The following is a 12658-nucleotide window of genomic DNA, read 5'->3' as shown; positions in this document are numbered from 1 at the left end:
GTGTGGTGAAGTATATGCAGCAAGGCTTTACAGCCCACGAAAAATCAAGCTTTCGCCCCAGTTTGACACAAGAGGGTTAGACTGCCATCTGGAAGCGATCGCTAACCCCAGTACTTTAACAACGCATCTTCCCCGCTCCAATTGACACAACTCAATCTCCCCCTTCAACTTCTGCCAAAGCCTCAGCCAGTAGAATTCGCAGCACTTCAGATTTCTTTCTGCCAGTGCGATTGGCAAGATTGGTAAGACGGCGGTGCATTTCTGGCGAGAGATCTAGACTAACTCTAATGGGTCGCTCTTTGGGTGACTCCTCTTTTTGTAATTTTTCCAGCAGCCCTCCAGGTTCTGGAACGGGTGGGGAAGAAGACAGTTTTTCATCTACTGATTCAGGCTCTGGTTCACCAAAGATAAATTTGTCAGCAGATGCATTCAAAGTTTTTCGGGGTTTCTTGGGAGTCATTTGAGTAACTTCAAAATTTCCTTGAACAAAGATTCAAATTCCTTGGCTGATGCTTCTGCCCCTCTGACCTCCCAAATAGATGCCTCCTGAGAGAAGCAGTCAGAAATTGCCTGTTTTTGATGAATCACTGTTTTGAGCAGCATCACGTTAGGAATTTGGTCCAGAACATCCAATGCCTCTTTCTTGAGCCGAGTTGCTTTAAATGCCCGATTGAGAAAAATGACAGGTTTAGGTAGACCCCCAGAAATTTTTTGAGCTGATTTAATTAAGCGAAGTACATCGCTAGCTGAGTGCAGGTCTAAACCTGTAGGTTGAATCGGCGTAACGCAGATATCGGATAAGCACAAAATCGCTCTAGTGCTTTCACTGGTATTGGGCGCACCGTCAATGACCAAAAAATCTGTCTGTTCTGATAAATCTGGGATTTGCTCAATTAAGTCGTTGGCATCTGAAAGCTTAACCGTAGGAATGGGAAGTTGCATTGAAGAAAGCCACAGTGAACCGCTGCCTTGTGGATCTGCGTCCAAAAAGCTGACGGTTTTCTTTTTTCGGTGTAACCAGACAGCGAAGCTGACACTCGCTGTGGTTTTTCCACAGCCCCCCTTTTGGTTGCAGAAGGCAATAACAGACATAGGCTTAGTTACTCAACTCAATTACTCAACTTGATTACTTAACTTAATAAATTAAAGTAAATACTTGCTTAACCCGTAGATTCAGTATGCCAGAATGAGTGGCTTAGACTCCACCGAAAAGGACTCTTTTCGGTGGAGTCAGTGCCAGTGACTAACGGATTCAATAGCGTTTCACTGTTGCTGAATTCGCCCAACCAAATACTGTTTTAGGTGGAGTTGCTATGAAAACCCAAACCGCTGATTAAGGAAGCCCGACCGAACAATAAACGAGATTATTCAGCCCCGATAAGTACCGCAGTAATAGTAATCGCGTTTCGGAAGCTTACAAGGTAACATTTTGCAGAGTTCGGCACGCTTGGGTTTGTCAGTTAACTTCCATCAGCCTAAGTTCACCCGTGTCGGATACGCGACGCTTCCTTTGCTCTTCGGCACTTAATAGGAGTCAGCCCAGATGCAGCGATTTTTAGCTAGCTGATGAAAGTTGTAACCGTAAGATTTTTCTGGGAAGCGATCGCTGTAAAGACTTAGCTAGAATTGAGCCGCAGATAGGTGTATAGAGACACGAAATGCTTAAGTGTTAACGCCGCTTCAGTTGTAGGCGAGTCAATTGAGCCTACCCAATGCCGCTTAGGCAAAGGATGAAGCTATGTTCCAGATTCAAACAGTTCGACAGCAGATTCTAAATTTCCTAGTTCGACAGCAGATTCTAAATTCCCTAGATAAAATAAAGCTCTATCTGTGGGGCAAGCAGCTCGCAGCCCTGCCAGCAGAAATTGGGCAACTCCATTCTTTGAGAGAACTCTATCTGAGCGGCAACCGCCTCGCATCCCTGCCAGCAGAAATTGGGCAACTCCATTCTTTGGCATATCTCGATTTGAACTTCAACCAGCTCGCCAACCTTCCAGCAGAAATTGGGCAACTGCATTCTTTGACACATCTCTATCTGAGTGGCAACCAACTGACATCCCTGCCGCCAGAAATTGGGCAACTGGATTCCTTGAGAGAGCTAGATTTGAGGTTCAACCAGCTCACATCCCTGCCACCAGAAATTGGGCAACTACATTCCTTGACGAATCTCTATCTGAGTGGCAACCAGCTCACATCCCTGCCGCCAGAGATTGGGCAACTACATTCCTTGCCATATCTCGATCTGAGTGACAATCCCATTCAAGATTTATCGGTATTAGCCAACCATCCCAATCCAGAACTGAGAGTTGATTGTTTTGATATTGAGCTTCCTCGCCGCTATTGGACGCACCTGAATCAGTGGCAAGCCAAATGGCTGCTAATAGAACCTAATGCGGAAGTCCGGCGAGTGTTAATTCAACAGATTGGCTACAAACGCATTTGTCGGGAATTGGCGGCGCAAGAGATAGATACCTGGCGCGAATATACCCTGCTCAAAATTGATGCAAACGTTGATGTCGAACCCATCCATCTGCTGAAAATGACTTGCCCCAGCACTGGACACCTTCACGTCCTGCGCGTTCCACCCACCCTTACTTCTGCTAGAGATGCGATTAGCTGGGTAAACTGGGACGTTGACTCGGAAGCGTTTGCTGTGGAGACTTAGCTAGAGCTGTAGCAATTTAGTTTGCCTAATCTAATCTACCCTCACTTGAGATTCATTCGACGCCTATAATACGTTGCTTTCGAGATGCCGAGGGACTGACAAATTTCTTCAATCGTTTCGGGGCTGTCATCAGCTAACTTGATCGCGGTGAGAATTTTCTTGTCAGAGTGTTTCTCTTTTCTACCTCCCTTGCGACCCCTAGCTCTAGCAGCGGTTAATCCAGCGTTCGTTCTTTCTCGAATAATCTGCCGCTCAAATTCAGCGATCGCGCCAAAAATGCTAAACACTAACTTGCCGCCACTGGTTGTCGTGTCAATTGATTCGGTCAGGCTGATAAACCCAATCCCTCTAGTGCTAAAGTCTTCAACCAGTGTTAGCAAATGTTTAAGAGAGCGCCCAAGCCGATCCAGCCGCCACACAACCAAAGTGTCGCCCTTGCGAAGCTGGTCGAGACATTGATCGAGTCCTGGTCTAGATTCCTTAGCACCGGAAACAGTATCGCTAAAAATCTTTTCGCACCCAGCTTTTTTAAGAGCGTCCTTCTGTAAATTCAATGTTTGGTCGTTGGATGAAACTCTGCAATACCCAATAATCATTAAAAGGTTTCATAACTCATTTATTAATTGTCTCACGAGACATAGATAAAAAGACGAGTTATGAGACACGGTAATACTGGGTTTGAGGCACGTTGTATCGACCCCAGAAATGTGTCTCGTAAACGGTCCGAAGCGGTGATAAAATCGAAGGGTCACAAGGGCAACAACGAGCATTTCTGCCAGTGAAGTTCACGCCGATCAGAATGAGGCTCAAAACAGTGTCTTAAGACGAGAAAAATATAACTCCGGTAATGGTGATGGGATACTGGCAGCATCCGATCTTAATGCACGAACTCTTGACTCAGTGAGGATTCTCGCTTCTCATTCGATAAAAGACCAATGCCCTAAATTATTGAATTAGCATAATAAGTACTGAAGAGCCATAAAATCATTGCAGCAGACGAAATTTAATTAGTACAATTCTCATACGAGAATTGTTAGTTTACAACATAGCTCATTCCACATTTAAAGACTGAAGTTCCTGTCTACTCCTACGTGCTGCATCAGAAGACATAGTTCCCTGAACTTCAATTCTGGTCTTTACGGTTTGCCCAGTCTGAACAAACACACCAGTCACATCTAGAATACCGTTCTCATCGTATAAAAAGATGATCCTGACTGGAGATCCGGCCGGTGAGGGGGGAAAGTTTTCTAGATACGCCTCTCCCAAAGAAACACAATCATCAGGATCTTTTGCATCTCCCTGGACAATTCGAATATTGATAGAGGATTGATTGTCACTTGCAGTTCCGTATACCTCGGATGCTTGGCAAGGAATCTTACTATTCTTCGGAATAATAGTTGAGTTTTCTTCAACGCCAAAGTCGTTTACAATAACCACACCTAAACTATGAGCACAAACATCTGATATGGTTGGAAGTACCGTATTAGAAGGTGATGGACTACCTTCCCCACTTTCAGTAGAGAGTGTAATTGCCAGAATTGCTGCTCCTTGTGCAACGACTTCATCAGGATTGACGGATCGCAAAGGCTCTTTTCCAAAAAGCCTCAATAGCATTTTGCCAACCAAAGGAATTCGTGTAGAACCTCCCACTAGTAAAACATCATCAATATCTTGAGCCGCGAGTCCAGCCTCTTCCAATACCAGCTCAATGTTCATCTCTGTGCGGAGAACAATTTCATCAATTAATTCCTCAAACTGGTTCTGAGTAACCTTAAAGGTTGCTGACCGCCCCTCTACATTAAGTGCAATTCGTACATTAGGACTAGAAGACAGTTTTCGCTTTGTTTCCTCAGCTTTACTGCGTAACTCCTGCTGACCAGCGATCGAACTTAGTGGATCAAAGCCAGTAGCCTTCTTGAACTCCTCTTGAAAAAGACCGATGAGACAATCATCTATATCTTTTCCACCTAGCTCGTGATCGCCACCCGAAGCAATGACATCAACATCTTTTCCATTAACTTTCATAATTGTAATGTCGAAAGTCCCTCCACCTAAGTCATAAACGAGAATTGTTTTATTATGGACTTCACGACTAGCAGAGAATTCAAGAGCAGATGCAGTTGGCTCGTTGATAATGCGAAGGACATTCAGACCAGCTATCTCCCCAGCCGTTTTTGTGGCGGTTCGCCTCTTATCATCGAAATATGCTGGAACAGTGATTACTACATCGCGAATTGTAGTATTCAGAAATGATTCTGCATCTTGCTTGAGTTTCTTCAGAATCAAAGCAGAGATTTCTTCTGGGGTGTAATCTCGATCGTTCTGGCGAATACGATAGTCACTTCCCATGCGGCGCTTTATAAATTGAACTACTCGTTCACCTTCAGAAACTGCTACAGATTTAGCATAGCTCCCAACAACAATATTAGAATCCTCAAAAAAAACTACAGAAGGAGTTATTCGTTCACCTTCACTGTTAGGAATAATCTCACTTTTGCCATCAGCATTAACATACGCTATCGCTGAATAAGTTGTACCCAGGTCAATTCCAATTACGTGTCCCATAACATCTCCAAGTTGATGAAATTAACTACCAAAGTTGTGGTTCATCTGATTTTCCAAACCCTAGAAGATTATCCAGAGTTCTAAGAATCAGATCGTCTACGGATTTGACAAATAAAAGCTTATTGAAAGAGTCATTTTCAGTAGAATTTATAATGTGCTGCTTTAAGTCATCTAAATAAGCACGTCGTAACTCTTGTTTCGCTCTAGCCATAGATTGTGCTATATATCCTTGAAAGTCGAGCTTCAGTTTATTTGCTAAAAATTGGTCTGAAATTAGACCTGTAACTTCACGAGAATGTGAGCGAAATATTGATTTATAATTTTCCAGCAAATCATTCAAAACTTGAGAGGATAAAGGTAATACACCAATTAACTTCTTTATATGGATTAAACGTCCTTCTTGTGTAACTTCTAACAGACAAACAATCTCTGGACGTGTTTTCTCAGCATCTACGCAAAAAAATAAAAAAGCTGGAACATCAAATCTTTCGGCTTCATCAACTAACACTGGGGTGAAGCCAACCATATTGCCTACACCAAGATTGCTGGTTTGTTGAGACAGTTCTGCAATTACTTCTTTGTGTAATAGTTTTCTATCACTTTCAATCGCTTCTTGTATTGGATCTCCAAGTTCTCCAATACTTAAAAAAGTTCCATCAGTGGCTAACTGCTCTAAAGCGGCATGATTCGCGTCAGTGTCGTAGCTACTGAATTTAGAAAATATCAGCTTATAGGAACTCTCTGGAGTAAACAAGCTTTTAATCTTATCAGAAGTTAGGTTCAGGCTATTGATCGAAAATTTAGTAACTCCTGTAATCTTACTAACTGCTTGCTGCCGTAAGGCAAGGTATCTTTCTTCTAAAGCTGAGAGTTCTTGAAATTTGGCTTGATAAGATTGACTAATTAATTGAATTTGCTGAAGCATCTCAGGCAGAGATGTGAGTTGCCGGATGCTATCTCCAATTTTACGAAGTGCTAACTGTTGTGTCTCTTCTGCTACTTCTTGAAAAAAAGCAAAACTTGTAGATTCACCTAATTTTCTGATTGTTTGGCGTGCTTCTTTTTCTGCTCTCTCTACAGCTAGCATTTGTTCTAATTCAGAGAGAAGCTGTCCAAATCGCTCGTCTAGATCTCGCTGAAGGTTTCTAGACTCATCTGGGCGATCGCTTTCCTGGCGAACTAAATGATCAATAAAGTCGGAGCGTAGTTGTTGACCTCTAAATGCAAAGGTTTTAAGAGTATCACAGATTGGATCAATACGTTGTGCAATGAGAAGGCGATATCCTAAAAAGAATTTTTCGTATTCTGACTGAATGGATTGTTCTTGAGAGATTAAGTCTTCAACCTGGTTAATAAGTTTATCTTTTAATTCTTTGATGCTTGCTAGAGTCTGCATATTGTAGTTCCCAATAGCATTTCTTAGAGTGTCAATAGAAGAGTAAAAAACATTAAATATATGCGTAAACTTATTAGATGTAAAAATGATATTTTGAACAAGTTTTTCCTTAGACTGTCCCAATTTATAAGCTTCGGTGTAGGCAGCCTGAACGTCGGCGATTAGATTTACATCTTGTGCTAGTTTCTCAACTGAGTTAACGATTCCGTCATAGTAACGCTTGAACAACGACTCAATTGCCTTGTAAAAATCATGATTGTCAATCATGATTTTCAAGGTTTTAAAGAAGCCTACCCATTCAGATTCCAGTTCTACTTTGATTCTTTCCATTAAATGATCTTCTGGAAGAATCAAAGGTTTAAAGGTGATACTATGACGAGCTTGACAACTTTGAATTAAAATCTCAGCTTCTTGTCTAGCTAGATCAAAGTTTGAATTGTCAATGATATCTAAATCTACTTTGATCTTCCCAATATAAAACTTGCCAATCTTCTTCTTGTACTCTGGCAACAGAGTATTTGTAACTTGTTCATAGTATTTATGGAACAATTGATTAAAAAACATAGATCTGACCCATACATAATTGCGGGAGATTTATTGAAATACTTCTATAAGAATAAGAAGTACGTCCTAATGTTCTACTTAACGAGGTGAGAAATCCCATACAAAGATAACCAGCTCTCAGGAATCTTCCCTGAGTGAAACATTTTAGTTAGTCTAGTTAGACCATCTTCATCTCCTAATTTTGTCAAGGCTATAGCAGCAGCGATACTTACAGCTTCATCTGCTGATTCCAAATGTGGCTTGACGAGAGGAATTGCTTGTTTTAACTCTAACTTCTGGCATAGCCATATACTGTCTTTTAAGTATCGGTTAAGCCTTAGATTTTCTATTAAAACATTAATACCAACAGCACCAGCATTACGGATAAAATCCTCAAAATCTTGATCCCTATAGGGATCATCTACATCACTCATGTAATCAAAGAATTTTACAATTTCTTCACTTTCCATCTTTCTTCCTTTTTTGGGTTATATAAGATTTAACTTTTGAGTGATTCTCTCTAATTTCTACAGTTTTGGAAATGCAGTTACTATCTCTCCATTTCTAATTGCTATTTTAATTTTTACGTTATTAAAAACCCCTTCAATAAACTGACGATTATACAAATCAAGTTGAATAGGCTCAGTTTCGGCAATGTGCTCAATTACTGAAAGAATATAATCATCACTCCAGTTTGGTGGAAACAAAGTTTTTCGGTTTGCTGGGATACTACCATTGGGATTAGGCCTCATAGCACTAATGGGCAACTCTATTTCTGTTACTCCTGTAGTTGGGTCAGTTCTTAATACTGTGTATGTATATCCATATTCTTGAGTAAAATTATCTAAGGCTTTTTGTGTATGTAATCCACCCGTCAATTGTCCACCATCAGCATCTCCGACAAGAATATGTTCAACAGTATCATTTGGAGATTGTTTCCATTGATACTTAGTTAACCTCTGAAGCTGTACAGGTGAGTCTGAGATCTCGTTAAACTGGTTTGGTACAAAACTAAATGTATCTTCTTTTTCTTCCTGATACGTACCGTCAGTTTTCTCAACATCCGTACTTCCATCATAAGAAGAATCATAGGTATCAAATAATTTCTCATTCTTTGTTTTCAGATCCTGTTGAGAAGAATACAAAGAATTCTTAGAATGATAACTACTTTGTGCTGCTTGCCTTCTGCGTTTAGAATTTAGAATTTTGCTTTTTAATCCTTTCTGATTCTCTTGTACAATTTGAGATTGTCCCTGAAGAAATTCAATTTCTTCTTGTTTGGATTCCTTTGCTTTATCAATTTCAGAGCTATTGATTTTTTCTGAACTGGCTTGCTCTTTGAGTGTGTTTAATTTAGAGATGTCTGCTTTATCAGCAACAATTGCTTGTTCAAAATTCTCCTGCTTAACACTTAGCTCATCATAAATCTCCTCACCTTCTTGAGTTTTTTGATCAACTTTCTTCTCAACTGTGCTCTGAAATCTAATATTTGCTTTACTTGTACTCTGAATAGCTTCTGCTGTAACTCCCTCACTTTGGTCTTCAAAGGTGGATATTGCCAACTCTGCTAGATTCTCCAAGTTAGTTACTTGCTGAACAACATCTTGTCCTTCAGCCCCTAGTTGCTTCACCTCCTGAGCAATCTCTTTACGTTTCTTGGTTGTCATAAGCCAATTATCTCAACCTTAATACACAGTATTCACTCGTGTTTAGCTACCTAATGTGTTCTTAGACTGATAAGTAGACCGAGTAGACTTTCGCCGAGCTTTGGCATCCTTCAAATTCTTCTCTATCTCCTTCTGAGAAGTTTCCACAGACGTAGATTCAGTAGTTAAAAATTTAACTTCTTTTTGCTTTGCTTTCTCGGCGGCTGCAATATTCTCAACACTGACACCTGCCTTTTTTGCTTCAGTTTTAAGTTTACTCAGACTGCTTATATCGGCTTGATCAGCTATCACGCCTTCATCAAATTTCTGCTGCTTATCCTCTAAACTTTCATTGACTGATTCAGATTTCTGTTCAGCTTCAAGATATCTTTTTTCAATACCTGCCTGGAAAGCAGCAGCAGCAGATTCCATTACCTGGGCAGTCTCGCTAGTTGCTTCTCCTTGAATATTTTCAAGTATGGATTCTGTTTTTTCAGCCAGCTTTGCTAAGTCTGAAGCTTTCTTACTGGCAGTTTCTCCTTCCTTTTTCTCCTTGATTAACTCCTTCTTGATATCCGATTGCTTTTTAGCCTTGATATCTGACTGCTTCTTGTCAGCCATATTTTTCCTCCTAATTACCTTGATTGAACTGTTTGTCTATAGCCTTAAACGATTTAAGAATATGGATCAGGAATATTTCACTCGATACGATGAATGTATCTTTTCTTCGATCTCATTGATCTGGTTAACCATACTTTCGATCGCGGTATTTAATCTGCTCGATAAGAGAAGATTTTCTTCTGAATCCAACTGATCAAATTCGTCTAGCCTAGCGTCAAAAATTTCTCTTACCTGCTGTACTTCTTGATATGATGCCTGCACCTCATCCGCAGACTTAGTTTGCTCAATTAGGGTGAGAACTTCACTAGATTTTTGAAAATAAAGCTCAAAAAGTTCTTTGACTTTAGTGAAGCTGTTTTGAAGTTTTTCAACATAATGAATACTACTGACCTGATGCTTAACTTTCTCTAATTTCTCGTAACACTGTTCTTGTAAATCCATTAGTGCTTGCTGGCAGTATTCAAGCTTTTCTCTACAAGATTGTATTTCAATATCTGCTTTCAAAGCATCAAATATTCCTTCTTGACGACTAGAATTCCAAATTTTATCAATGTCTGTTTGTACTGATGTTAATAGCTCAGAGATACCTTGAATAAACTCTTGCAGATTGCTTGCTACAATATAAAGTTTTTCTAAGTTTGTTTGCTGAGCTAAAGGTACTTCTATTAAAGATTTCCCCGCTTGAATAGTCTTTGAGAAACTCTCGATTAGTAAATCGAACTGTGCTTTAACAATTCTGTGTTTTTGTTCAAATTTTTGCTGAAACAGGGAGTGTTTTGTGGCAAGTGAATTTTGATAAAAGGCTTTGTGCTCTATACACTCAACTAGTTCCTCGTTCGAAGGAGGCTCCTCAATCCCATAAATCAACTTGGTATTAGGCTCTTTAATTCTTACTGGCTTATAAGTCCCTTCCATGAAGAGATAAGCATCTCCAGGGTTAGCTCGTGCTAACTCTTCAGATTGTGTACTAGTGAGTAGCATAGACTGCTGAAGAATTTCTCGATCATCGCCGGAGACAGTTCTATGGGCTAACTTAACATTAGTGTTTTTAACTACTTCTGGAGATACGGCACTAGGAAGTTGATCGGCAATTATAATTCCTTGCCCTAAAGCTCGCATCTCAGCCAGCATCCGCACAATATATTTTGTCGCTTCTGCCTTGGGATTGGAAGCACCTTCTTCTCCCTGATGGTTGGCATCTGTACCAACAATATTATGCGCTTCCTCAATCACGACAATATGTTTTAGAGAACTTCCAGATTTACGAGTTACGCGAGTATATTCCCTTAGAGTTGCCAGAATGAACATTGTCATCAAATTTGCCTGCTCCTCATTAAGAGAATCCATTTCTAGGATAACTGGCTGTTGCAGCAACTGAGCAATATCTGGCACTGATTGACGAGTGTTCAGCATGCTGCCAACACTACGTCGAAGTAAACCACCAATTCTGACCTCAAGAGCAGTTTTGATATCGCCCATGATATCCGAGGAATACTGCTTAGTTTCTAAAATAGCGGTAACAGCCTCATAGAGATCCTGCATATTCGGAAACTCTCGATTTTGGCTGAGTCCATAATCGGATGTATCTTGCGGTTGCCAACCAAAAGTGGCGTAGACTTGCTCGATTGCTTCTGCTAGCAGAGCTGGCAGAGGTCCAAAAAGTGGCATTGCTCCTTTGAAGCAAGCTTCAAGCGTTGATATATGTTCATCTAGTGTTGTTTTTCCATAGAAAGCAAAGGGGTTGAATCTGAAAGGACAGACCCGTTCATTACCCAAGCTAAAGATTTGAAGATCTGCTTGGATTTTATCGATCGCAGCAGGAACATTACGAGCCTCTATATAAGACTGCGTTGTTGAATCTTTATCCTTATGCAAAGCCGATTCACTATAGGTGCACTTAAGCATAGAACGGTATTCTGTCTTTGCTGGCTCAATTACCAGAAATGGAATATTATGCTCTGTCCACAATTGAAAGAGGATATTTAGTACAGCAGTTGTCTTACCAGAACCAGGGACACCACATATAAAAACGTGTTTATTTAGGTTGTTTAGAGGAACTAATGCCTTGTTCTCGGATTTACCAGACTGCCAACCAAGCAGAATATTAGCCTTCTCATTACTAGCTCTCAGATCAGTCTCCTTTGCAATGCCATTGAAAACTACAACAGGATCAGGTACTACGACCCGAAAGCAAGCACTCACCTCCTCGACAGTCATTAATCGATGTAGTCTCTGTAGTTTTAGAAGGGGGCTATTTTCTGGAAGACTTTCCCAGTACTCTGCCCAAATAGCTTTAGGAAATAGCCTTCCGTCTTGTACAGATTTTAGTGCTTCATCAAAGAGGCTTTCCCCGCACCCAAATCCGATCTCTCGATACAAAGGGGTGTCGCTAGATTCCACCCAAAACTCATTTAGCAAAAGGCTAGAAATAAATTGATCTTCTGCTAAGACTTTAATTGACGTTTCATAAAGTTGTTGACTTTGGATTGCTTCCCTTAAATCTTCAAACAGACGTAGCGTTCTTTCCGCAACTGGGTCAATTGGTTGTTCTTTAACTTTACCCGTAAGAGGTGATGTCTCAACTTCATAAGAAGCTTGGTCGCTAAGAACTCTTAGCAAATTCTCAAGAGCCGATTGTTCTATTGAAGAAAGTGTAGTCGGCTGAATGGTGACTTCTATGAAAACCCTGCTCTTATAGGCTTCTATTTTTGAACACAAGCTAACCCTGTCAACATTGTCTTTCGGATTGAAAGGCTGTACTAGGTAGTAGTGGGAAGGACTTTTGTCACGACGAACAGTTGGTAAAACCTTTTCCTCTTTCTTTACAGCAAAGCTAATATGTTTGACCCAGCTAAAGTTCATTGTATCGAGGCTATTAGCCTCAAAAACTTCTTCAAGTGCATAAAAGTCTTGCCAAAATGAGCCTCTAAAAACATTTCTTACCTTATCTAAATACTCTGAGTTCAACTCCACCAGAAAGTTGACTCGAACAAATATCTGTAGTCTACTGTCTTGATTAGGCTCATTAGGATCAAAACTATAGATTAAGCTACATACCAGTGGATATTGTTTGGCAATAGTGTGGAGCGTATGTAAAAAATTGTCCTGCATCTCAAAAAGTCGAGATGCAGGATCAGCTCCATACCGAGCATGGTATTCAGTCTTTTCTAAATCAGGTAAATGAGTAACTCGATAGATTAGGCTTGCCATAGAGTCTTTGAC

The 12658-nt window shown here is 40.5% G+C and carries 10 protein-coding genes; 1 reads left to right on the top strand and 9 read right to left on the bottom strand.

The annotated features are described in order from the left end of the window. Positions 1 to 151 precede the first annotated feature (151 nt). On the bottom strand, positions 152 to 460 hold the full coding sequence (locus tag NC996_RS12510; protein ID WP_190690645.1) for a ribbon-helix-helix domain-containing protein: 309 nt from the start codon (positions 458 to 460) through the stop codon (positions 152 to 154). Then, entirely contained in the window at positions 457 to 1092 is a 636-nt protein-coding gene (locus NC996_RS12505; RefSeq protein WP_348259996.1) for an AAA family ATPase, read from the bottom strand. The genes NC996_RS12510 and NC996_RS12505 overlap by 4 nt, the downstream gene beginning before the upstream one ends. A 646-nt stretch (positions 1093 to 1738) precedes the next feature. Here NC996_RS12505 and NC996_RS12500 point away from each other — a divergent pair. Then, entirely contained in the window at positions 1739 to 2665 is a 927-nt protein-coding gene (locus tag NC996_RS12500; protein WP_199303394.1) for a leucine-rich repeat domain-containing protein, read from the top strand. Positions 2666 to 2706: 41 nt separating this feature from the next. Here the strand turns inward: NC996_RS12500 and NC996_RS12495 are convergent, their stop codons facing one another. From NC996_RS12495 to NC996_RS12465, 7 genes are all read right to left on the bottom strand, one after another. Continuing rightward, complete coding sequence (locus tag NC996_RS12495) at positions 2707 to 3261, bottom strand: recombinase family protein (RefSeq protein WP_190690554.1); 555 nt, start codon at positions 3259 to 3261, stop codon at positions 2707 to 2709. Positions 3262 to 3715: 454 nt separating this feature from the next. Further along, positions 3716 to 5230 carry an Hsp70 family protein gene (locus NC996_RS12490; RefSeq protein ID WP_190690552.1) on the bottom strand — a complete coding sequence of 505 codons (1515 nt, stop codon included), beginning with the start codon at positions 5228 to 5230 and terminating at the stop codon, positions 3716 to 3718. A 25-nt stretch (positions 5231 to 5255) separates the two neighbouring features. Continuing rightward, the gene (locus tag NC996_RS12485; RefSeq protein WP_190690550.1) at positions 5256 to 7190 is read right to left on the bottom strand and encodes a hypothetical protein; all 1935 of its coding nucleotides are present in this window, start codon (positions 7188 to 7190) and stop codon (positions 5256 to 5258) included. Between the two features lie 74 nt (positions 7191 to 7264). Continuing rightward, positions 7265 to 7639 carry a HEAT repeat domain-containing protein gene (locus NC996_RS12480; protein ID WP_190690548.1) on the bottom strand — a complete coding sequence of 125 codons (375 nt, stop codon included), beginning with the start codon at positions 7637 to 7639 and terminating at the stop codon, positions 7265 to 7267. Between the two features lie 57 nt (positions 7640 to 7696). Continuing rightward, the gene (locus NC996_RS12475; RefSeq protein ID WP_190690546.1) at positions 7697 to 8836 is read right to left on the bottom strand and encodes an EndoU domain-containing protein; all 1140 of its coding nucleotides are present in this window, start codon (positions 8834 to 8836) and stop codon (positions 7697 to 7699) included. A gap of 42 nt (positions 8837 to 8878) precedes the next feature. Further along, the gene (locus tag NC996_RS12470) at positions 8879 to 9436 is read right to left on the bottom strand and encodes a hypothetical protein (protein WP_190690544.1); all 558 of its coding nucleotides are present in this window, start codon (positions 9434 to 9436) and stop codon (positions 8879 to 8881) included. Between the two features lie 66 nt (positions 9437 to 9502). Continuing rightward, positions 9503 to 12646, bottom strand: a complete 3144-nt coding sequence (locus NC996_RS12465) for a DUF87 domain-containing protein (protein WP_190690543.1) — start codon at positions 12644 to 12646, stop codon at positions 9503 to 9505. Positions 12647 to 12658 lie beyond the last annotated feature (12 nt).

It is taken from the genome of Trichocoleus sp. ST-U2 (assembly GCF_039961875.1).
Lineage (GTDB): Bacteria > Cyanobacteriota > Cyanobacteriia > Cyanobacteriales > FACHB-T130 > FACHB-T130.
This window is presented reverse-complemented; position numbering and strand designations above follow the sequence as displayed.

Bases quoted from the DNA above. Each gene is read 5' to 3' on its own strand.
- NC996_RS12510 (WP_190690645.1), bottom strand. From the start codon at position 460: ATGACTCCCAAGAAACCCCGAAAAACTTTGAATGCATCTGCTGACAAA.
- NC996_RS12505 (WP_348259996.1), bottom strand. From the start codon at position 1,092: ATGTCTGTTATTGCCTTCTGCAACCAAAAGGGGGGCTGTGGAAAAACC.
- NC996_RS12500 (WP_199303394.1), top strand. From the start codon at position 1,739: ATGTTCCAGATTCAAACAGTTCGACAGCAGATTCTAAATTTCCTAGTT.
- NC996_RS12495 (WP_190690554.1), bottom strand. From the start codon at position 3,261: ATGATTATTGGGTATTGCAGAGTTTCATCCAACGACCAAACATTGAAT.
- NC996_RS12490 (WP_190690552.1), bottom strand. From the start codon at position 5,230: ATGGGACACGTAATTGGAATTGACCTGGGTACAACTTATTCAGCGATA.
- NC996_RS12485 (WP_190690550.1), bottom strand. From the start codon at position 7,190: ATGTTTTTTAATCAATTGTTCCATAAATACTATGAACAAGTTACAAAT.
- NC996_RS12480 (WP_190690548.1), bottom strand. From the start codon at position 7,639: ATGGAAAGTGAAGAAATTGTAAAATTCTTTGATTACATGAGTGATGTA.
- NC996_RS12475 (WP_190690546.1), bottom strand. From the start codon at position 8,836: ATGACAACCAAGAAACGTAAAGAGATTGCTCAGGAGGTGAAGCAACTA.
- NC996_RS12470 (WP_190690544.1), bottom strand. From the start codon at position 9,436: ATGGCTGACAAGAAGCAGTCAGATATCAAGGCTAAAAAGCAATCGGAT.
- NC996_RS12465 (WP_190690543.1), bottom strand. From the start codon at position 12,646: ATGGCAAGCCTAATCTATCGAGTTACTCATTTACCTGATTTAGAAAAG.